The 20,392-nt window shown below is 66.0% G+C and carries 17 protein-coding genes and 2 tRNA genes; 4 read left to right on the plus strand and 15 right to left on the minus strand.

Translation table 11 applies throughout. The annotated features are described in order from the left end of the window. Positions 1 to 150 precede the first annotated feature (150 nt). Together IAE56_RS08710 and uvrB are read right to left on the minus strand one after the other, a co-directional pair. Positions 151 to 225, minus strand: a tRNA-Val gene (locus IAE56_RS08710). A gap of 104 nt (positions 226 to 329) precedes the next feature. After that, on the minus strand, positions 330 to 2,351 hold the full coding sequence (gene uvrB, locus IAE56_RS08715; protein WP_200752257.1) for an excinuclease ABC subunit UvrB: 2,022 nt from the start codon (positions 2,349 to 2,351) through the stop codon (positions 330 to 332). A 148-nt stretch (positions 2,352 to 2,499) separates the two neighbouring features. Here uvrB and IAE56_RS08720 point away from each other — a divergent pair, with 148 nt between their 5' ends. Beyond that, positions 2,500 to 3,015, plus strand: coding sequence for a GspH/FimT family protein (locus IAE56_RS08720; RefSeq protein ID WP_200752258.1), 516 nt, complete (start codon positions 2,500 to 2,502; stop codon positions 3,013 to 3,015). A gap of 62 nt (positions 3,016 to 3,077) precedes the next feature. Here the strand turns inward: IAE56_RS08720 and IAE56_RS08725 are convergent. The 11 genes from IAE56_RS08725 to grxD form a co-directional block, all read right to left on the minus strand. Continuing rightward, positions 3,078 to 3,154: transfer RNA gene (locus tag IAE56_RS08725), tRNA-Asn, on the minus strand. 54 nt (positions 3,155 to 3,208) lie between these two features. Continuing rightward, positions 3,209 to 3,637, minus strand: a complete 429-nt coding sequence (locus IAE56_RS08730) for a type IV pilin protein (protein ID WP_325167183.1) — start codon at positions 3,635 to 3,637, stop codon at positions 3,209 to 3,211. A gap of 14 nt (positions 3,638 to 3,651) precedes the next feature. Continuing rightward, positions 3,652 to 7,515: a PilC/PilY family type IV pilus protein gene (locus IAE56_RS08735; protein WP_200752259.1), complete on the minus strand. Its 3,864-nt coding sequence runs from the start codon at positions 7,513 to 7,515 to the stop codon at positions 3,652 to 3,654. Between the two features lie 10 nt (positions 7,516 to 7,525). Next, a complete protein-coding gene (locus IAE56_RS08740; RefSeq protein ID WP_200752260.1) occupies positions 7,526 to 8,035 on the minus strand; it encodes a PilX N-terminal domain-containing pilus assembly protein in 510 nt (169 codons plus the stop codon). A 4-nt stretch (positions 8,036 to 8,039) separates the two neighbouring features. Then, positions 8,040 to 9,206, minus strand: coding sequence for a PilW family protein (locus IAE56_RS08745; RefSeq protein WP_200752261.1), 1,167 nt, complete (start codon positions 9,204 to 9,206; stop codon positions 8,040 to 8,042). Beyond that, entirely contained in the window at positions 9,203 to 9,679 is a 477-nt protein-coding gene (pilV, locus tag IAE56_RS08750) for a type IV pilus modification protein PilV (protein ID WP_200752262.1), read from the minus strand. Before pilV ends, IAE56_RS08745 begins: the two co-directional genes overlap by 4 nt. Continuing rightward, the gene (locus IAE56_RS08755) at positions 9,676 to 10,191 is read right to left on the minus strand and encodes a GspH/FimT family pseudopilin (RefSeq protein ID WP_200752263.1); all 516 of its coding nucleotides are present in this window, start codon (positions 10,189 to 10,191) and stop codon (positions 9,676 to 9,678) included. Before IAE56_RS08755 ends, pilV begins: the two co-directional genes overlap by 4 nt. 196 nt (positions 10,192 to 10,387) lie before the next feature. Continuing rightward, positions 10,388 to 11,776, minus strand: coding sequence for a nucleotide 5'-monophosphate nucleosidase PpnN (gene ppnN / locus IAE56_RS08760; RefSeq protein ID WP_079221363.1), 1,389 nt, complete (start codon positions 11,774 to 11,776; stop codon positions 10,388 to 10,390). Positions 11,777 to 12,027: 251 nt separating this feature from the next. Then, entirely contained in the window at positions 12,028 to 15,222 is a 3,195-nt protein-coding gene (locus IAE56_RS08765; RefSeq protein ID WP_200752264.1) for a carboxypeptidase regulatory-like domain-containing protein, read from the minus strand. A 247-nt stretch (positions 15,223 to 15,469) separates the two neighbouring features. Beyond that, entirely contained in the window at positions 15,470 to 16,246 is a 777-nt protein-coding gene (locus IAE56_RS08770) for an SDR family NAD(P)-dependent oxidoreductase (protein WP_200752265.1), read from the minus strand. Then, a complete protein-coding gene (gene grxD / locus IAE56_RS08775; protein WP_079221360.1) occupies positions 16,243 to 16,563 on the minus strand; it encodes a Grx4 family monothiol glutaredoxin in 321 nt (106 codons plus the stop codon). Before grxD ends, IAE56_RS08770 begins: the two co-directional genes overlap by 4 nt. Before the next feature lie 119 nt (positions 16,564 to 16,682). On the opposite strand from grxD, the gene IAE56_RS08780 reads away from it, so the two are divergent. Then, the gene (locus IAE56_RS08780; protein WP_200752266.1) at positions 16,683 to 17,261 is read left to right on the plus strand and encodes a Fe-Mn family superoxide dismutase; all 579 of its coding nucleotides are present in this window, start codon (positions 16,683 to 16,685) and stop codon (positions 17,259 to 17,261) included. Between the two features lie 211 nt (positions 17,262 to 17,472). Here IAE56_RS08780 and IAE56_RS08785 read toward each other — a convergent pair whose 3' ends face one another. Beyond that, positions 17,473 to 18,621, minus strand: a complete 1,149-nt coding sequence (locus IAE56_RS08785; protein ID WP_200752267.1) for a 5-(carboxyamino)imidazole ribonucleotide synthase — start codon at positions 18,619 to 18,621, stop codon at positions 17,473 to 17,475. Next, positions 18,618 to 19,121 carry a 5-(carboxyamino)imidazole ribonucleotide mutase gene (gene purE / locus IAE56_RS08790; RefSeq protein WP_079221357.1) on the minus strand — a complete coding sequence of 168 codons (504 nt, stop codon included), beginning with the start codon at positions 19,119 to 19,121 and terminating at the stop codon, positions 18,618 to 18,620. Before purE ends, IAE56_RS08785 begins: the two co-directional genes overlap by 4 nt. 58 nt (positions 19,122 to 19,179) lie before the next feature. On the opposite strand from purE, the gene IAE56_RS08795 reads away from it, so the two are divergent. Then, positions 19,180 to 19,449 carry a Trm112 family protein gene (locus IAE56_RS08795; protein WP_005408847.1) on the plus strand — a complete coding sequence of 90 codons (270 nt, stop codon included), beginning with the start codon at positions 19,180 to 19,182 and terminating at the stop codon, positions 19,447 to 19,449. Further along, complete coding sequence (nadC, locus tag IAE56_RS08800) at positions 19,446 to 20,300, plus strand: carboxylating nicotinate-nucleotide diphosphorylase (RefSeq protein WP_200752268.1); 855 nt, start codon at positions 19,446 to 19,448, stop codon at positions 20,298 to 20,300. Before IAE56_RS08795 ends, nadC begins: the two co-directional genes overlap by 4 nt. Positions 20,301 to 20,392 lie beyond the last annotated feature (92 nt).

Here is a 20,392-nt window from a genome sequence, read left to right on the forward strand (position 1 = left end):
CTGTGACCCCTACCATGTCAAGGTAGTGCTCTACCGCTGAGCTAACCGCCCATCTTGTTCGTGCCGCCCGAAGGCTGGCCTTGCTACGTAAAAACCCGGCGCCAGGGCCGGGCTTTTCAGGTCACGACAGCCCCTCTGGAAGGGACTTCGTGGTGGGCGGTACAGGGTTCGAACCTGTGACCCCTACCATGTCAAGGTAGTGCTCTACCGCTGAGCTAACCGCCCGTTTTGCTTCTGCATCTCCGCGATTGCGTCGGTGCAGGCCGCGTATATTACGGATGCCGACAGGTAAGCGCAACACTTTTGTGAAGATTGCCGCGCTACCGTGTTCAGCCGAGGCTGGCCTCCTTCAGCTGCCGGATCTGGTCACGCACGCGGGCGGCATCTTCGAACTCCAGATCCTTGGCGTGCTGGTACATCTGCTGCTCCAGCGCCTTGAGCCGGGTGGCCAGCTGGGCCGGCGACATCGACCGGTAATCGGCCGCATCCTCGGCCACCGCCCTGCCCTTGCCTTTGCCCTTGCGGGACTCCTTCTCCGCAGCATCCGAGCGCGCGCCTTCCAGCACGTCCACGATCGGCCGGGCCACCGAACGCGGCACGATGCCGTGCTCCTGGTTGTACTCGACCTGCTTGGCGCGGCGGCGGTCGGTCTCGTCGATCGCCGCCTGCATCGAGCGGGTGATCTTGTCCGCATACAGGATGGCCTTGCCGCGCACGTTGCGGGCGGCGCGGCCGATGGTCTGGATCAGCGAACCGGTCGAACGCAGGAAACCTTCCTTGTCCGCATCCAGGATCGCCACCAGCGACACCTCCGGCATGTCCAGGCCTTCGCGCAGCAGGTTGATGCCCACCAGCACGTCGAACTTGCCCAGGCGCAGGTCGCGGATGATCTCCACGCGCTCCACCGTGTCCACGTCCGAATGCAGGTAGCGCACGCGGATGCCGTGTTCGGTCAGGTACTCGGTGAGGTTCTCGGCCATGCGCTTGGTCAGCGTGGTGACCAGCACGCGGTCACCGGCCTTGATGCGTTCGTTGGCCTCGCTCATCAGGTCGTCGACCTGGGTGCCGACCGGGCGGATTTCCACCACCGGATCGATCAGGCCGGTCGGGCGCACCACCAGCTCGGTGATGTCATCACCGGTCTCGCGGTACTCATACGGGCCCGGCGTGGCGGACACGTAGATCGCACGCGGGCAGCGCGCCTCCCATTCCTCGAAACGCAGCGGACGGTTGTCCAGCGCCGACGGCAGGCGGAAGCCGAACTCGACCAGGGTTTCCTTGCGCGAGCGGTCGCCCTTGAACATCGCGCCGATCTGCGGAATGGTCACGTGCGATTCGTCGATGACCAGCAGCGCGTCCGGCGGCAGGTAGTCGAACAGGGTCGGTGGCGGCTCGCCGGCATTCTTGCCGGTCAGGTGCCGCGAGTAGTTCTCGATGCCGTTGCAGAAACCAACCTCGGCCATCATCTCGATGTCGAACTGGGTGCGCTGGGCCAGGCGCTGCGCCTCGACCAGCTTGTTCTCCGCGTACAGCTGCTCCAGGCGCTCCTTCAGCTCCACCTTGATGGTCTCCACGGCGGCCAGCACGCGTTCGCGCGTGGTCGCGTAGTGGGTCTTCGGGTAGACGGTGAAGCGCTGCATGTTGCGGATCGTCTCGCCGGTGAGCGGATCGAACATGGTGATCTTCTCGACCTCGCCATCGAACAGTTCGATGCGCAGGGCCTCGCTGTCCGATTCAGCCGGGAACACGTCGATCACTTCGCCACGCACGCGGAACGTACCGCGCTGCAGCTCGTACTCGTTACGCGTGTACTGCAGCTGGGTCAGGTGGTTGATCAGGTCGCGCTGCTCGATGCGCTCGCCCTTGGACAGGATCAGGCGCAGCGACAGATAGTCTTCCGGCGCACCCAGGCCGTAGATGGCCGACACGGTGGCCACCACGATCGCATCCGGGCGCGACAGCAGCGTCTTGGTCGCCGCCAGCCGCATCTGCTCGATGTGCTCGTTGATCGAACTGTCCTTCTCGATGAAGGTGTCCGACGACGGCACGTAGGCTTCGGGCTGGTAGTAATCGTAGTAGCTGACGAAGTACTCCACCGCGTTGTGCGGGAAGAACGCCTTGAATTCACCATACAGCTGCGCGGCCAGCGTCTTGTTCGGCGCCATGATCAGCGTCGGCTTCTGCACGTTCTGGATGACGTTGGCGATGGTGTAGGTCTTGCCCGAACCGGTCACGCCCAGCAGGGTCTGCTTGGCGATGCCCGCTTCGAAATTATCGGTCAGCTTCGCGATCGCGTTGGGCTGGTCGCCCGCCGGTGAATACGGCGAGACGAGTTGAAAACTGTCGCTCATGGTATTGCCAGGTCCCGGGAATGATGATTATAGCGGCCGGTTTGGTGACGGCCGGTTGAAGCAGGTTCTGATCCAGAGAGGGAAAAAGTCCGATGGCGCCAGCCTGCGTCCGGGCGGAGCCTGAAGGTATCGTCCCCAGGGATCTGCCATGAACGCCTGCCGCGCCCCCGGCTACAGCCTCATCGAACTGATGGTTGCGATCGCCGTACTGGCCCTCCTGGCCGGCCTGGTGCTGGCACCGCACACACGCCTGTTCGACGCGCTTCGTGCGGACATGCTCCGCATGCAGCTGCACGCAGCGCTGAACGAGGCACGCAGCACAGCACTGAGCCGTCGGCGGGCAGTCATTGCCTGCCCCAGCGAGGATGGATACCAGTGCGGACAGGACTGGAGCCGCGGATGGCTCCTGCGCCTGGAGCAGCCGCGACCGGGCGATCCAGACTCAGCAGCCGTGCTGACGTACCGCGACCTGGACAGCCATCCTTCGCTGAAGGCATTCAGTACCCACGGGCGGCCCCAGATCGTCTTCCGCCAGACCGGACGCAGCGCGGGAAGCAATGCACGGATCAGCATCTGCGTGCGCATCGAGCAGCGGGCTGAAGTCATCGTCAGCAATACCGGTCGCGTACGGTCGCTTCGCAACGCACAACCAGCCCCCTGCTGAATTGCCATGGCAGCAGACGCAGAAAAGCAGAAGCCGCGATTTCTCGCGGCTTCTGCAGGATCTGGCGCCCGAAGTTGGACTCGAACCAACGACCCCCTGATTAACAGTCAAGTGCTCTAACCGGCTGAGCTATTCGGGCGGGGAGGCGCATTCTAGTAGGTGCAGCACGCGGATGCAACACCCCGCTTCGACATCACCAGCAGCCTGCGACCGTACTGGCGTTGGGCGTCTTCACATTGGCCTGGTTGACGGTCAGCGTGCCGCACTTGTCCTTGGTCTGCGAACCCTGCGGCGTCGCGGTGAGGGTGAACGTCCCCTGCGCGGCCACGATGGCGATCGAGTAATTCGCCGTGCCACCTTCGCGCGGCGACTGGATGGTGGTCGTGCCGTTGCTGAAACGGAAATTGCCGTACGTATTGTTGGTCGTGTGCGAGCGCTCTGCCATCTGCGCGTACTCCACCAGATCCGCCTTCGCCTGTGCCCGGCGCGACTTGCGGATCTGTTCGGCATATGACGGGTACGCCACGGCCGCCAGGATGGCAACCACCGCAACGACGATCATCAGCTCGATCAGGGTAAAGCCGCGCATCTTGCCCATCGCCCGGATTGCTTTCAGTGACATCGCAGGAATCTCCGTTACTGGATCTGACGCCAGGACTGGCGGCCGCAGGGATAAGGCACATACAGCGGCTGCGCGCCCGAGACGTTCACCACCATCGTACAACCCGCACCCGGGGGAACGGTGGGCACACCCGTGCCGTCATTCGGATTGATCGGCGGCTGCAGTCGCGGCACCACCGAAACGCCGACGTCCTTGATCGGAGCGGTGCCGGGGGAGTTGAGCGCCATGGCCGCCGTGCCACTCGCGGCGGAAGCACCCGTCGGCGAGCCGACACGCACACCTGCCAAGGCACCCGCTCCGGTACGGGGGTTGAGGCCGAACAGCCAGTTCGCACCGGACGTGCTGCAGCCGCTGGTGACCTCCACCGGCGCGTAGGTCGGCATGAAGAGAATGCCCGACGCCAGTTCCGGATAACCGACAGCGCGCTCGCCTGCAGGCAGGTCGATGTACCAGCCCGACGAAATGGTCGGTGCGGTGCCGGGCAACAGGGTGCGGGAACCGCTGGACGTCACGACCGAGTTCGGCCTCAGGTTTGCACGGGTCAGCGTCGCTGTGACGACACCATTGACCGTGTCGTTGATGCCGTAAATGCTCTGGATCTGGGTCGCGGAAATCGGCAGCGTGTCATCGTTGAAGGAGAAGCTGCCGGTGCCGAACATCACCAGAACACCACCGCTCTCACCCGAAGCGACCTGCAGGCCACCGGTGATCGGCTGACGATAGGTCTGCCCGCTCTGCACGAACGTGCCCGTCGTGAAGACCGGGACGCTCACCGACGTCGCGGTGGAGGTGAGATCGAACTTCCACACGGCGCCCTTGAGGTCCGCTGCATAGACGGTATCGGCGTAGCCGTCGCGCACGCGCAGGGGCTGGTTGGTCGTCGGGTCCAGGGTCAGGTTGTTGACCCGGTCCACGACCACGATGTTGCCCAGGCCGTTGCGGCCGGCAATCGTCGAATTGGTCTCGCCCGCTTCGATCATGCGGATGGTGGGCGTGCCCGTACCGATGTCGACGACAAACAGTACGGCCTTGCCACTGCTGCTCGAATAGCCATTGCCGAAGATGGCCTTCCAGCTGACGGTGCCGTCCGCAGCACGCACCGGCACGATGACCGGCTTGCCGAGCACATGGCCGATGTTGGCGCGCACGGTGGCATCGCCGGAAAGATCGTTGATCTCCCACAGGCGACTGGTCGCAGCAAAGCTGCCCGGCGTGGTGACATCCAGGGCGAAGACACCGCGACCACCCGCACCCGTGGAGCCGACCAGCGTCGTGTGCCAGGAAGTGCCGTAATACGTGTCGCCGACGGTCAACGGGCCATCGACGAAGTACTTGTGCACGAACGGCTGTGCATTTTTCTTGGTCGGGTCGTACGGCAGCAGCAGGTTGCCCATGTGCCCGTACGACGTCGCCGGGATGTAGCCGAACAGCTCGCGGCCACCGTTGCCGCCGATGTCGCCTGCGGCATTCATGCCACCGTCGAAGGCATGCAGCATGCCGTCGTTGGCGCCGGCATACACGACGTAGCGGTTGTTGTTGCGCTTGGTCGTCAGGTAGGCGGTGTAGCTGGTACCCAGCGGGCTGCCCAGCGCGCGATAACCGAAGTCATCCACCGGCGCACTGATCACCGGCGTCGAATTGACGATATCGCCGAGCACCGTGGTGCGGTCACGCAGCCGACCGTTGTTGCGCACCTCGCCGGTAACCTCGCCCAGCAGGTAGTTCGCCGCGCTGGTTGCATCGGCACCCAGCGCGGTCAGGCTGGATTCGGTGCAGATCGACAGGGCCGGGTACAGACTGCTTGACAGGTTGCACAGCCCAGCCAGGGTGATGGTGTTGCCGCCGAACTTGCGGACGCTGCTGCCATCATTGAAGAACACGTTGCGCGCCGATGGCGTCGGCATCTGTCCACTGGCTTCCCACATCGTGCTGTACTGGGCCTCGCGCGTCGTTGTATTCACCGACACGCTGCTGGCGGTGAGCCTGCTGTACCAGTCCGTGCCGTTGTTCTGCACGTCGTAGACGGGCGTGACGGTCAGCGAGCCGGTACCGATACGGGCACCACTGAGGGCGAAGGTACCCGACGGTGACTGGCCGGCACCGACGGCCGACAGCACGCGCCGCATCGCCTCGGTCACGTCGGAGGGCGTCTTGGCGTTGATGAACTCGCCACGGCTGTTGATGGCCGCGTGCCACAGTTCGTCGATCACTCGACCGTCATCGTCGCTCAGCGGATCGCCGTTGGCGTTCCAGTTGGGCGCGTTGGCATAGGGATCAGCCGTCGCCGCCTGGTTCACTTCGTAGATCAGGCCCTGCGCACCCAGGGTCACACCGTAGAAGTTCATGTGCAGGTTGGTCTGGCAGTCCAGCCGCTTCCAGTTGGGCGTCGAGGCGTCGAGCGTGCTGCACTGGTCGGGCACGGGCACCAGCCCGGCCGGGAAGCTGCCGCCGGTACGCAACGGCGTCGACGAACCTGCGTAGTAGGACGCGGCGATGTCGGCGATGGTGTTGCTGTAGCTGTCGGCGAACGGCAGGGTGGGGAAGGAGGCGCCCCCTCCCCCATCGACGTTGCCATAGTTGCCGGCCGAGTTGTTCACGTTGGTGTAGCCGTCGGTGAACAGCATGCCGCCGTTCTTCTGGCACGCACGGATGACGGGCGCGCCGCTGTCGGTGCGGCGGAACTGCTCACCCATGAACGCGACTGCCTGGCGATTGGGCGTACCACCGTTGGGCTTGAGCCTGTAGATCTGCCCGAACAGATCCGCGCGCTGGGTAGCAACGTCGTACATCGTCACGTCGCTTCGGTTGTTGATGGTGAAGTAGCCCACGCGCATGTTCTCCACGCCCACCATGGCATGCGAGGAAGAACCCACCATCGACAGGATGCGGTTGCGGTGATACTGGAACCAGTTCGCGAAGTTGCGCTGGGCGGCAGCCAGCTGCGCGGTGTTCGTGCCGTAGTTCTCCGGCAGGATCTGGTACCGGCGCATGTTGCAGTTCGGGCCACACGCGTTGTTGATCACCGGCCGGTTCAGATCGCTCGTCAGGTAGCCCGCCGGCGCAGCCTGGTCGGCCGGCAGGTAGAACGTCGCCGGCACATAGGCGATCTGCACGGTGCAGTCCGCGCGCACGGCCACGTCGGCCAGCAGGGTGACCCACAGGTTGAGCGAACTGCCCAGGCCGTTGGACTGGTTGCTGTTGCAGCTGCGTCCATTGGAACGGTAACGGGTGCCGGCCGGAATGGTCATGCCGTTGAGAAACTGGAATGCCTCGCCGTTGACCTGGCGGAAGGACAGATCGTAGACCGTCGTATAGCCGGTGTTGAAGTCGCTGCCGTAGATGGTGGGATCACGCGGATCGGTTCGCGCCGCAGTGAACGATGCATTGGGCCACAGGATGTTGTTGGCCGAATCGCGCTGCGACAGGCTCCAGGGCTCGTACGTCACGTCCGGGTTGTAGTAGCCCGCGTTGTAGGTCGGCGAGCGGGCAAAACCGAACGCATCGATCGGCGGAATGGCGCGACCCGGCGAGTAGGACGTATTGAAGTTCGAATGCGGGAACAGGTACAGGTAGCAGTCGGTGGAATTGTTGCCGCATGCATCGCCGACGTTGTAGAACACGCCCGCCGAGCTGAAGAAGCTGCTGCCGTTCCACTGCATGCGGCCGTCGCCGCCCTTGAAGATCCGCTCGAAGGTCATCGAGTTGGAATCGTCCACCGCCATGATGAAAGCCGGCTGGATGGACGTGGTGTTGTTCAGCGGCGCCTGCGCGAGGTCACCCTGCGCCTGGGCGGCCAGCAGGCTGTAGGCAAAATAGCCACCCAGGCCGAGCACGGCGAACGCGGATGCGGCGATTATCCGGGAAGTGCGACGGGACATGCCGGCGGCCTCAGAGCTTGAAGATGGAGTCGACCGATGCCGTGGACGAGGAGTCCGTCGGGGTATCGGTGGCGAACGTTGTGATCTGGTAGATCGGCGTGACCGGATCCAGCGGCTTGCCCATGGACAGCGAGCCACCACCGATGACGCAGGTGTCGATGCGGCGCACGTTCACCGCTTCACGCGTGGTCAGCGGGCGGGCGCGGGTCCAGGCCACGGGATCGAACGCAATGTCACAGTTGTCCTGGATATCGGTGCCGACCAGCGGTGCATCGCTGGCGAGCGTGGTGCGGTTGGCAACCGCCTCGACCGCGCGCTCGCTGCGCCGCGTCACGCCCTCGGCGTTCTGGAAGGCAACGTTGGTCGCGAAGTAATTGGAGGCCATCTTTTCCTGCATGCCCGCCACCTGCATGCCGGCGATGCCGATCAACGCAAGCAGGATCAGCATGATCAGCGCCACGTACAACACGGCACCGCGCTGCCTGCGGGGCATTGGACGGATGCGGGTTCGAGCGTTCATGGCATCAATTCCCGAAGAGGCGGTTGCGCAGGGCAATCGTGGATTCGTACGCGGCGCGATAACGGCCATCGCCGGCGGTGGCAGGTGCGAAGCCAACGCCCAGCATGCGCGGGTAATTCGCAGCCAAAGTCGGCGCCTCGGCCTGCGAAGACAGTGGACTGCGCGCCAGGATGCCTACCTGTACCTGGCCGACCCGGCGCCACTGGTTGGCGGCGGCCGCGTTGGCATCGGTGGTGACGCCGCTGGCGGTGGCCACCGTGGTGATGTTGCCGGTGGGCGGCGCGGTCGCACTGATGATGCTGGTGCTGTCAAGGCCGAACAGCAGCTGCATGTTCTCGATGCCTTCCACCAGTTCTTCCGCAGCGGTGTAGCCATTGCCGCCATCAGAGCGTGCGCGCATGAGCGCCGGCTCGCCCGTCGCCCCCGAAGTGCCGACGAAGTACACCACCGACTCTGCCCGGTAGATCATGGTCTGGCCCGTGGGCTGCACGGTGTAGCGGCTCAGGTTGGACCCGCTCGCCGTGACCTTGCCGGCCGCGTAGGTCCCCTTGAATACATTCACGTGGCTGCAGTCGGCCACGCCGAACAGGTTCGGCGCAGCCACGCCACCCTCGGCCAACCTCGCGCCTGCCGCGGCATCGAAACCGACCACGCTGTTGGAGCTGGGCGCCAGGGTGGTGACCGGCACGCCCTCGGGTGCCAGGTAGCGCAGCACGAGGATGTCGCTGCCGGGGCGTGGATTGAGCCCGGAGATGGCCGTCGGCAGGCCCGTGGGCGCCGACCAGGAACCGCCCAGGGTCAAGTTGGTGCCCGGGCCCGTGCCACCGGCCTCATAGCCCTGGATGCTGACGCTGAAATCGAGCGGATGACCCGAGCCGGTGGCTGCACCGGTCTCGATGGTCGGGTCACCTTCGCCCTTGATGAAGTGCGCCTGGTCGTTCACGCAGCCGAAATGGCCCGCCATGCGGATGTCCCGCTGCAGGAATTCCAGGGCGAAGCGGCCGTTTTCCTGGGCCCGTGCATTGCCTTCCGCAAGGCGGGACGCAGTGCGCGAGGCGAGAAACACCTGCACGACGCCCAGCATCAGGACCAGGCCGATGACCATGGCGACCATCATTTCGATCAGCGACAGGCCCGCAGCATTGCGGCGCGACGGCATGCGGGGGCTCATAGCTGCGACACCAGGGTGAAGGTGGTCCGTGCATCGGGATTCTGGGGATCCCAGCGCTGGTCGCCCCAGGCGATGCCGACGGTCACCTGCCCGTTGGCGTTCAACACCGTGGCGCTGGCGCCTTCGCCGAGCGACTGCACGACCTGGCACTGCCAGCGGGTGATGTTGCTGCTCACGCCCTGGTCAGCACCCAGCACGCGTGTGCAGGAACTGGTCTTGATCGAATTGGCTGCGAACGACGCGCCCGTGTACCAGCCCGCCTGATAGCGGTTGCTGCGCATCTGGTCCAGCAGGTCGTACGCCAGGTTGGTCGCCTGCGTGCGGTAATTGGAGCTCTGCACGAAGCGCACGTTCATCGTCTGCAGCATGGCGAAGCCCAGCAGGCCGAAGCCCAGCACGAGGATGGCGATCAGGACTTCCAGCAGGCTGAAGCCGGTCTGGGCCCGCGGGAACGAGGGAGTGCGACGGCTCATTGGCAGGCAGCCTTGGTCGAGGTGATCTGGCCTGCCGCGTTGACGGTCAGGGTACGGCGCAGGGCATCGCTGCCACACTTGACCGACTGCAGGACGATGGCCTGGCTGGCGGCCGCCCGGCGGCGACCGCGATTGTCGAAGGCGACGACGGCAGCAGGACCGGTGACGGTGACCGAATCGGGCGTGATCGCCACGAAACGCAGCACGGTTTCACCACTGCCCATGGCGCCGTCACCATCCACGTCGGCCCAGGCCAGCATCCCGGACGCCCATGCGCCGTCACAGCTGGTCCCGTTGGAGCTGCCGCAGACGCCGCCGCCACGCTTGTTGCGGACGCCTTCGCTGCGGGCGATCGAGAGCAGGCCGGTGACCTCGTTACCCGCCGAGGCGATGCGGTTGGAGCGGATCGTGCTCTGGAAGCTGGGCAGCGCGATGGTGCCCAGGATGGCGACCACGGCAATCGTGACCATCAACTCGACCAGCGTGAAGCCCGTGGACCGGCGCAGTGACATGGAACGCTCCCCAGCGTGTTGGTGGCCACGATGGCGCACCCGGGTGCCGCGGGCAAGCGGCGGCAGGATGAACGGTCAGAACTGGGCGACGGGCGTCAAAGCGTTGACACGCCCTGCCCTTCCCGCAGGCTTTGGATGGGGTCGGAGCCCCTTCGGGGGTCCGACCCCGGGCGGCCTGGCAGGCCGCCCCGGCCGGTCAGGCCAGCACCTGGTAGCAGGGCTGGTATTCGCCGGAGATCTTCATCCGGCGCTGCTCGACGAAGGCGCGCAGCAGCGCGTCCAGGGCCTGCATCATGTCGGCGTCGCCATGGATCTGGAACGGCCCGAACTCCTCGATGCGGCGCATGCCGTCTTCCTTCACGTTGCCGGCCACGATGCCGGAGAACGCCCGCCGCAGGTCGGCCGCCAGCGCATGCGGTGCACGGCCGTGGTGCAGGTCCAGCGCAGCCATCGCCTCGTGGGTCGGCACGAACGGCTGCTGGTACTCCCACGGGATCTCGATGGACCAGTTGAAGAAGAACGAATCCTTCTGCGCCAGGCGGTGCTCGCGCACCTGCTTGATGCCGCTGGCCATCTTGCGGGCCACCGCCACCGGGTCACCGATGATGATCTCGTAGCGCTCGGCCGCGGCATCGCCCAGGGTCAGGCGGATGAAGCGGTCGATCTGCTCGAAGTACGGCGCGGCCACGGTCGGGCCGGTCAGGATCAGCGGGAACGGCAGGTCCTTGTTCTCCTCACGCAGCAGGATGCCGAGCAGGTACAGGATCTCTTCTGCCGTGCCGACGCCACCGGCGAACACGATGATGCCGTGGCCGATGCGGACGAAGGCCTCAAGGCGCTTCTCGATGTCCGGCATGATGACCAGGTGGTTGACGATCGGGTTCGGCGACTCGGCGGCGATGATGCCCGGCTCGGTCAGGCCGATGTAGCGGGTGACCGTCTTGCGCTGCTTGGCATGGGCGATCGTGGCGCCCTTCATCGGGCCCTTCATCGCGCCCGGGCCGCAGCCGGTGCAGATGTCCAGGCCGCGCAGGCCCAGCTCGTAGCCGACCTGCTTGGTGTACAGGTACTCGTCGCGGCCGATCGAGTGGCCGCCCCAGCAGACCACCAGGTTCGGGTCGCCCGGGTTCAGGATGCGCGCGTTGCGCAGCAGGCCGAACACCGCGTTGGTGATGCCTTCCGAGGATTCCAGCTCGGCCGCGTAGGCCGGGCCCATCTCGATGGCCATGTAGGCCAGGTCGCGGACCACCGCGAACAGCAGTTCGGCCACGCCGCGGATGATCTCGCCGTCGACGAAGGCCATCGCCGGGGCGTTGACCAGGTCGATGCGCACGCCGCGATCCTGCTGCGCCACCTGGATGTCGAAATCAGGGTAGAGATCACGCGCCGCGCGCGGATCGTCCGAGGCACTGCCGCTGGTCAGCACCGCCAGCGCGCAGCGGCGCAGCAGCTCGTGCATGCCGCCACCGGAGGCATCGCGCAGGCGCGCGACCTCGGCCCGCGACAGCACATCCAGCCCACCGCGCGGGTAGATCCGCGCATCCTGCACCGGCAGCGCGCGGGCTGCCTTTTCGTTCGTCGTCATATCCAACTTTTCGCTTCCTTCAAGGTTTCCGACTGTACTGCCGCCCCCTTAAAAAGCAAAACGGCCGGGAAACCCGACCGTTGGATATGTGCTGCCCGCATTCGCCGTTCCGGGACCGCCAGGCGGCGTAGTTCGCCGCGCACGAGAGGGGATGCTACGCCCCCGCCCGCATGCCCGCAAGGACTTTCGCCTGAACGGAAAACGGCCGGGTTTCCCCGGCCGTTTCCGTGTGCAGCAACTACGTCAGTTCATCAGAACTGGTAGCGGAAGCCCAGCTGCACCGACCACTGCGACACGCCGACGTCGAAGCCGTCTGCGTCGTTGTTGGCCACGACCGGGGCATCCGCATTGCGGAAGTTGTACACGTACTTGCCGTCCTGGATGCCCTGCAGGGTTGCGACGCGGGCATCAGCAAAGAAGCCGTAGTCGTAGATGTTGCCCCACTTCTTGTTCAGCATGTTGCCGACGTTCTGGATGTCGATCCACACTTCCGACTTGTGGCCCTTCATGAAGCCCGGCAGCTGCTGGCTGACACGGATATCGAAGGTATTGATCCAGCCGGTACGGAAGCCGTTGGCCGGAGCATAGCTGCCTGCGTACTTCGCCAGCTGCGGGTTGGCAGCCAGCCATTCGTAGAACGACTTCTCCATCGCCGCATTCGGGGTGAACTTGCCGGTGACCCTGTCGACGTCACCGAACAGCACTTCACCCGCCTTCGGCACGTAGAACAGGTCGTTGGCCGAGCGGCTGTCGCCGTTGGCATCGTTCACGAAGACGTAGCTGTACGGACGGCCGCTACGGCCTTCGTACACCAGGCCGATCTTGGTTTCGTAATCGCCGAAGAACTTGTGCTTCCAGTTCAGCGAGCCCGACACACGGTCACGGATCTGGTAGCGCGAGGTGTTCTCGGTTTCGCTGTTGGCGTTGAAGGCGTACTGGTAGCCCCAGCCCGAGCTGGCGGTGGAGCTGGTCAGCGAACCGACTTCGGTCGCGTCGGTGTAGGTGTAGCCCAGGTTCCAGGACCAGTCGCTGCCTTCCGACCACGGCTTGCTCAGCGACGCGGTGAACTGCGAAGTGCGGCCCTTGTCGGTGTTGGCAATTTCGTACACCGAGTCGTAGGCGCGGTTACGGCCGGCGCGTGCGTCGTCGTTGATCCACAGGAAGTTGTTGCGCGAGGTCGCGTAGTACAGATCACGGCCGTCCGGACCCACCTGCTGCACCGGACCCAGGTTCAGGTTCTTGTAGTACAGCGCGTCCTTGACCTTGGTGACCAGCAGTTCGGCCGAGGCCACGATGCCATTCCACGGCAGCTCATGGTCGAAGGCCAGGTTGGCCTTGTAGACCGACGGCATGTTGAAGTCACTGCCGACGAAGTTGACGTTCTGGCGGTTCGAGCCGGGGGTGGTCGGGACCGGCTGGCCATCCTTGTTCGGGCTGAACTGCAGCGTCGGGTCGTTGCGGGTGTAGGAATAGACCGAGTTGTTGAAGCCGGTCGCCGAGTAGCTGTTGCTCAGCCACACCTGCGGGGCATCACCCTGGAACAGGCCCACGCCGCCGCGCAGCTGGGTCGGACGCTCGGTGTCGAAGGTGTAGTTGAAGCCGAAGCGCGGCTGGACCAGGAACTTGTTGCTCAGGACCTTGCTGTTGTCGTTGCCGAAGAAGGCCGACGCCGTGGCGTTGTAGGCCGGGGCCGGGCTGGTGTCGGCACGGTCAGCACGCACGCCCATGGTCAGGGTCAGGTTGCTGTTGACATACCAGGTGTCCTGCACGAACAGGGCCAGGTTGCTGAACTTGTAGTCAGCCGGAATCGAACCCGGGGTGCGTTCCGGGTTGTAGTTGTAGCTGCTCCAGCGGCCAGCGGCGAAATTGTCCAGGCCGTAGAAGGTGTAGGCACCCCAGGAGTTGGAGCCGAAGTAGTTGTAGATGTCGTTGGTGTCGTACGACGCACCGAACTTGACGTCGTGGTCACCCAGGGTCCAGGTGGCGGCGGCGTAGTAGTTCCATGCTTTGGTCTGCAGGATGTTGTCCTGCGAGTTGACTTCGGTACCGAGGTACAGCGAGTCACCCGTCGGCGCAGTCTCGGTGCCGCCGAAGAAGACGCGGATGCTCGGTGCGTCGGTCGACACGTTGCGGATCGCCGAGTACTCGCGATACGAAGCCTTCAACTCGGTCGAGAAGTTGTCGCTCCAGTCGCTGAACAGCTGGGCAACGTAGCTCTCGTTGGTCTTGTCATGCTGGTACCAGTACGAGCTCAGCGAGACCGTGCTGCTGCTCATGCCGTTGATGCGCAGCTTGCTCTGGTCGATCTTGCTGTAGCGGAAGTTGGCGCGGTGGTTGTCGCTGATGTTCCAGTCCAGCTTCAGCGCGTACTCTTCCATCTCGGTGTCGCCGTTGCTTTCCAGGCCACCGGCGTTGATGCCGTAGCCCTGCGCGATCTGCTGCGCACGGGTGACATCAGCCATGGTGATCGTCGCATTGGCCTTGCCCAGCGCGGTGCCGCTCAGGTCGGCGCCCGGCGCGGCCTGCTTGAACTTCTCGTAGTTGGCGAAGAAGAACAGCTTGTCCTTGACGATCGGGCCGCCCACGGTCATGCCGTAGGTTTCTTCCTTGGTGAAGCCCTTGAACGGCTGGCCTTCCGGGTTGTCACCGAACCAGTCGCCGTCACGGTAGGTGCCGTAGACCGAACCGTGGAATTCGTTGGTACCGGACTTGGTCACCGCGTTGACGGTGGCACCAGCGGCGGCAGCGATGCTGACGTCGTAGTTGGACAGGTTGATGTCCAGCGCTTCGATGGCTTCCATCGCGACCGGCTGGCGGCGGGTCGGCATGTTGTTGCCTTCCAGGCCGAAGGTGTCGCTGGCCGAGACGCCGTCGATGTTGATCGAGTTGAAGCGCGGGTTCTGGCCACCGGCCGAGATCGAGCCCGAAGCGCGGTCGATGAAGGTCACGCGCGGGTCAAGGCGCATCAGATCCTGGATGTTGCCGCCGATGGACGGCGCAACTTCGATCTGCTGCTGGCTGAGGTTGGTGCCCGAGCCCATCTTGGTGGCGCTGAACACTTCCGAGCCGCCGCCGACGGCGGTGACCTGCACGGTGTCCAGGTTGGTGGCAGCAGCCAGGTCACCGGCCAGGGTGGCGTTGATGGTGCCGGTCTGGTTCACGCCCAGGTAGACGCCATCTTCGGTCTTGGTGCCTTCACCCGGCTTGGTGATGGTGATCGAGTACGGACCACCCACGCGCAGGCCGCGGGCGTTGTAGCGACCGGCCGCATCAGTGGTGGCACGCGAAACGGTGCCCGACTCGGTGTGGGTGATGGTGACTTCAGCGCCGGCGACGGGCTGGCCGGCGCGGGAGATCACCTGGCCGCCGACACCGGCAGAGGTGCTCTGGGCGAAGGCGGGAGCGGCGGCGAGTGCAGCCACGAGACCAAGGGTAAGCTTGGACATCCGGAGTGGGTGGGTCATTTTTCGGTAGCCTCGATGCGAGTTGGCGATGGCGGAAAAAAAGCGCATCCAACCAGCCTTGCGGGCGGCTGACTGGACATTTATCTGGGGTTCCCTACCGTGAACGGCAGCTGCCGCAACGGTTAACACTAGATTAACACGCTACGCCATCATTGTGACGGTTGTGCGACAAGCGGCACCGGATCGCAACGAGATCGTGACGGAACCTTCATTCCGTCTTATCGTCCAGCTAACTGGCGACAGTAGTGTGACTGGCGTCAAGTACCTGCCCGCGCCACGGAGCACCGGCGGCTGAAAGCAGCGCAACGGCCGCAGCGGCGGCGTTTTCCGGCCCTTGGGCGGCCGGATCCTGGTCAACTGAATAGGCGCGGGCCCGCAGTGCGGTGCGCAATGGGCCCGGATACAGGCCACTGACCCGGACGGGGGTACGGCCCAATTCATCGTGCAGGCTGGCAATCAGTCCCCGCAGTCCGTGCTGGGCCACGCCATAGCCGCCCCAGTAGGCCTGCCCCACCCTTTCAGGGGCATCGACGGCGAACACCATCGCCGCATCATCGCGCTGCTTGAGCAGCGGCAGGCAGGCCTGGGCCAGCCACGCCGGAGCAGTCAGGGTGACGTGCACGGCGCGGGCGAAACTGGCCGGGTCGGCCAGCTCGAAGGGGGTCAGGCCGGGAAAATGCGCGGCGCAGACCAGCAGGCCGTCCAGCCGCCCCAGCTCACGCTGCAGGGCCTGGGCCAGTTCGGCATAGTCATCGGGGCCGGCACCTTCCAGGTCCAGCGGATACAGCAGGGGCTCGGGCCCCACGGCCTGCACCTGGGCGTAGACCCGGTCCAGCCGCCGCGGCTTGCGGCCCATCAGCACCACGGTGGCCCCCGCTTCGGCGGCCGCGATGGCCGCAGCACTGCCCAGCCCACCACCGGCACCCGCGATGAGGACCACGCGATCCTGCAGGGGACGGCCATCGAGCGCCGCACCGGTCGCCGACGTCGATGGCCAGGCACTCATCCCTGGGTGGCCTCTTCGACGATGCGCTTGAGCTCGCCGGCTTCGAACAGCTCCATGACGATGTCACAGCCGCCGATCAACTCCCCGTTGATGAACAGCTGCGGGAAGGTCGGCAGGTTGGAGAAGCGCGGCAGGTTGGCGCGGATCTCCGGTTCCTCCAGCACGTTGACCGTGCGCAGGGCGACGGCACCGGCGGCCATCAACGCCTGCACGGCACGGCTGGAAAAGCCGCACATCGGGTATTGCGGGGTGCCCTTCATGAACAACACGAGCGGGTAACGATCCACCTCGGCCTGGATTTGCTGCATTACCGCCACACCTCACTCCTTGCTTCGCCGGACAAACCGACCGCAGTGGTCGGCTAGACTGCCCACGGTAGCCGCCATTGTAAGCCGATGGAACCGGCTGCCGCCGTCCCCTGGCCACGAACCTGTCCATGCCCGTCGAATTGCCTGCCCTGCCCTACCTTTCCGGCTCCCTGCAGCCGCACCTGTCCGCGCAAAGCGTGGAACTGCATCACGGCCGCCATCATCGCGCCTACGTGGATGCGGTCAATGCCGCCATCGTCGGCACCGAATGGGAAGAAGCGCCGCTGGAGGAGATCGTCCGCCAGGCCCAGGGCACGCTGTTCGATGCCGCCGCCCAGGCCTGGAACCACGGCTTCTACTGGCAGTGCCTGCGCCCGCGTGGCGGTGGCGAGCCGCAGGGCCGGCTGGGTGAGCTCATCAAGCGCCAGTTCGGCGATGGCCAGCGCCTGCGCGAGGAATTCAACCGCGCCGCGCTGGGGCTGTTCGGCTCGGGCTGGGTCTGGCTGGTGCAGCACCCCGGCGGCCAGCTCGGCATCCAGGCGACCCGCAACGCGGGCACGCCGCTGACCGGCGAGAGCACCCCGCTGCTGTGCTGCGATGTGTGGGAACACGCGTATTACACCGACTACCAGAATGAGCGCGCGCGCTATCTGGAAGGGTTCTGGCAGCTGGTCAACTGGGAATTCGCCGAGAGCCAGCTGCGCTGAGGCGCCTGCCGGCCAGCGGCGGGCACTGCCGGGATGGCGTGCCGCCGGGCATGGCCCGGCGCTACCGGCATCGCGCGGCTCTGGTAGATGCCCACCTTGGTGGGCATTGCCGGCCAGCGGCCGGCACTACCGGAATGGCGTGCCGCCGGGCATGGCGCGGCGCTACCAATATCGCGCGGCTCTTGCCGGCCAGCGGCCGGCACTACCCGATTCAGCGGTTGCGCAGCGCGTGCACCGCTGGCGCCACCTGGTCCTGGCGATCCAGCTCCAGGCCGACCTGCACCAGCGCATCGGCCAGCGCATCGGCATCATCGTCACGCAGCGTGGCATGGCCAACTTTGCGGCCGTCGCGCGGCTGCTTGCCATAGTCATGCCAATGGCCACTGGCCTGGCCCAGCACCGGCGCTGCATCGGGCATCGCGCCCAGCCAGTTCAGCATGCAGGCATGGCCAAGCATGCGGGTGCTGCCCAGCGGCAGGCCCAGCACGGCGCGCAGGTGGTTCTCGAACTGCGAGGTCTCGCTGCCCTCGATGGTCCAGTGGCCGGAGTTGTGCACGCGCGGTGCCATCTCGTTGGCCAGCAGCTCGCCATCGCGGCAGAACAGCTCCAGCGCGAACACGCCCACGTAGCCCAGATGCTCGGCCACGCGGCGCGCATAACCAATCGCCGCCTCATGCTCGGCATCGGACAGCACGCCCGGGGCCACGCTGGCCGACAGCACGCCATCGACATGCCAGTTGCCGGTGACCGGCCACGCCTGGAAGCTTCCATCACGGCCGCGCACGGCGACCACGCTGACTTCGCGCTGGAAGGCGACGAAGCCCTCCAGGATCAGGCCGGTGCGCTCGACCTGGGCGCCGAGGGCGTCCCATGCGGCGTCGATGTCCGCCTCGCTGCGCAGGCGGAACTGGCCCTTGCCGTCATAACCCAGGCGGCGGGTCTTGAGGATGCACGGCAGGCCGAACTCGGCGGCCTTCGCGGCCAGCTCGTCACGGCTGCGGATATCGGCGAAGGCCGGCAGCGGAATGCCCAGCTGCTGGAACAGGGTCTTCTCGCTCAGCCGATCCTGCGCGACGGCCAGCGCCGACGGCGGCGGGTAGACCGGCACCTGGTCGGCCAGCCACTGCGCACTGTCGGCCGGCACGTTCTCGAAGTCGAAGGTGACCACGTCGACCTTGGCGGCAAACTCGGCCAGCGCCTTGCGATCATCGAACGCCGCCACGGTGAGCGGCGCCAGCGGGCCGCTGCAGGCGTCGGCCGCCGGGTCGTACAGCTCGAAGCGCAGCCCCAGCGGCGCACCGGCCAGGACCATCATGCGGGCCAGCTGCCCGCCGCCCAGGATGCCGACGGTCAGGCTCATTGGCGCGGATCGTCGTGGGCCATGACATCTTCGGTCTGGCGGGTGCGGAAGGCTTCCAGCGCCTGGCCGATGGCCGGCTGGTCGCTGGCCAGCATCGCCGCGGCAAACAGCGCCGCGTTGGAAGCACCCGCATTGCCGATGGCGAAGGTGGCGACCGGGATGCCGGCCGGCATCTGCACGATCGACAGCAGCGAATCCATGCCGTTGAGGGCCTTGGACTGCACCGGCACGCCCAGCACCGGCACGGCGGTCTTGGCGGCGATCATGCCCGGCAGGTGCGCGGCCCCGCCGGCACCGGCGATGATCGCGCGCAGGCCGCGCGGGCCCGCCTCTTCTGCGTAGCTGAACAATACGTCCGGGGTGCGGTGGGCGGAGACCACCTTCACTTCGAACGGAACACCCAGGGCTTCAAGCTTCTGGGCGGCGTGCTGCATGGTTTCCCAGTCGGAGCGGGAACCCATGACGATGCCGACAAGCGGCGCGATCGGGTTGGGGGTCATTGGCCGTCACCTGCCTTAAAGACGTATTCTAGCCGTCTTCCACGCAAGACGAAGAACCATGGATCGCAAGCTGCTTGACCTGCTGGTGTCGCCGGACACCCGCCAGCCCCTGTCCCTGCTGGATGGCAAGGGCCTGGAAGCCCTCAACAAGGCCATTTCCGCCGGTGCGGTCAACAAGGCCGACGGCAACCCGCTGGCCCAGCCGCTGCGCGAAGCGCTGGTCACCCGCGACCGCAAGCAGGTGTTCCGGGTCGACGACGGCATTCCGGTGCTGCTGGCCGAAGAGGCCATCCCGACCGCGCAGATCGCCGACTTCCCCGCCGCATGACCGCCATGCCGACGCCGGATGCGGCCCACGTCGCGGCCGATGTCGCCCGCGCGTTGGCCGAGGACCTGGGCAGCGGTGACGTCACCGCCGCCCTGCTGCCCGACCAGGCCGACAGCGCCTACCTGCTGTGCAAGCAGGATGATGCGGTGATCGCCGGTCGCCCCTGGTTCGACGCCACCCATCGGGCGCTCGACCCGGACGTCCGCATCGAATGGCGCGTGGCCGAGGGCGACCGCGTCGCCGCCGGCACCGTGCTGGCCCTGCTGCACGGGCGCAGCCGCAGCCTGGTCAGCGCCGAGCGCACCTCGCTGAATTTCCTGCAGACCCTCTCCGGCACCGCCACCACCACCGCCCGCTACGTGGCGGCGGTGGCCGGCACCGGCACGCGCATCCTCGATACCCGCAAGACCCTGCCCGGCCTGCGCCTGGCGCAGAAGTACGCGGTGCGCTGCGGCGGCGGCGACAACCACCGCTTCGGCCTGTACGACACGGTGATGCTGAAGGAAAACCACATCCGTGCCGCCGGCTCGCTGCCCGCTGCGGTGGCTGCCGCGCGCCAGCAGTGGCCGTCGTTGCCGCTGGTGGTGGAGGTGGAAGACCTGGAGCAGCTGCAGCAGGCACTGGATGCCGGCTGCGAGCGCATCCTGCTGGACGACTTCGATGCCGCGCTGCGCCGCGAGGCCGTGCGCATCACCGCTGGCCGCATTCCACTGGAAGTCTCCGGCAGTGTGGGCCTGGAGGGATTGCGGGCGATTGCCGAGGACGGCGTGGACTGCATTTCCATCGGCGGCCTGACCAAGCACGTGCAGGCGATCGACCTGTCGTTGAAGCTGGGGCCGCCGCCGGGTTGAGGGTGGCTCCGGGTGCCACCGCTTCGCTCGCCGGGCATGGCCCGGCGCTACCGGTTCCGAGTCCTTCACGATTCGGCTACGCCCGCCTCTGC

Origin of the sequence: Stenotrophomonas sp. S41 (assembly GCF_016624625.1) — a bacterium.
GTDB lineage: Bacteria > Pseudomonadota > Gammaproteobacteria > Xanthomonadales > Xanthomonadaceae > Stenotrophomonas.

Coding starts and splice junctions, on each gene's coding strand:
- IAE56_RS08780 (WP_200752266.1), top strand. CDS start 16,683: ATGCCCGTCGAATTGCCTGCCCTGCCCTACCTTTCCGGCTCCCTGCAG.
- IAE56_RS08745 (WP_200752261.1), bottom strand. CDS start 9,206: ATGAGCCCCCGCATGCCGTCGCGCCGCAATGCTGCGGGCCTGTCGCTG.
- IAE56_RS08770 (WP_200752265.1), bottom strand. CDS start 16,246: ATGAGTGCCTGGCCATCGACGTCGGCGACCGGTGCGGCGCTCGATGGC.
- purE (WP_079221357.1), bottom strand. CDS start 19,121: ATGACCCCCAACCCGATCGCGCCGCTTGTCGGCATCGTCATGGGTTCC.
- IAE56_RS08735 (WP_200752259.1), bottom strand. CDS start 7,515: ATGTCCCGTCGCACTTCCCGGATAATCGCCGCATCCGCGTTCGCCGTG.
- IAE56_RS08740 (WP_200752260.1), bottom strand. CDS start 8,035: ATGAACGCTCGAACCCGCATCCGTCCAATGCCCCGCAGGCAGCGCGGT.
- IAE56_RS08730 (WP_325167183.1), bottom strand. CDS start 3,637: ATGTCACTGAAAGCAATCCGGGCGATGGGCAAGATGCGCGGCTTTACC.
- uvrB (WP_200752257.1), bottom strand. CDS start 2,351: ATGAGCGACAGTTTTCAACTCGTCTCGCCGTATTCACCGGCGGGCGAC.
- IAE56_RS08720 (WP_200752258.1), top strand. CDS start 2,500: ATGAACGCCTGCCGCGCCCCCGGCTACAGCCTCATCGAACTGATGGTT.
- ppnN (WP_079221363.1), bottom strand. CDS start 11,776: ATGACGACGAACGAAAAGGCAGCCCGCGCGCTGCCGGTGCAGGATGCG.
- pilV (WP_200752262.1), bottom strand. CDS start 9,679: ATGAGCCGTCGCACTCCCTCGTTCCCGCGGGCCCAGACCGGCTTCAGC.
- IAE56_RS08765 (WP_200752264.1), bottom strand. CDS start 15,222: ATGTCCAAGCTTACCCTTGGTCTCGTGGCTGCACTCGCCGCCGCTCCC.
- IAE56_RS08755 (WP_200752263.1), bottom strand. CDS start 10,191: ATGTCACTGCGCCGGTCCACGGGCTTCACGCTGGTCGAGTTGATGGTC.
- nadC (WP_200752268.1), top strand. CDS start 19,446: ATGACCGCCATGCCGACGCCGGATGCGGCCCACGTCGCGGCCGATGTC.
- IAE56_RS08785 (WP_200752267.1), bottom strand. CDS start 18,621: ATGAGCCTGACCGTCGGCATCCTGGGCGGCGGGCAGCTGGCCCGCATG.
- IAE56_RS08795 (WP_005408847.1), top strand. CDS start 19,180: ATGGATCGCAAGCTGCTTGACCTGCTGGTGTCGCCGGACACCCGCCAG.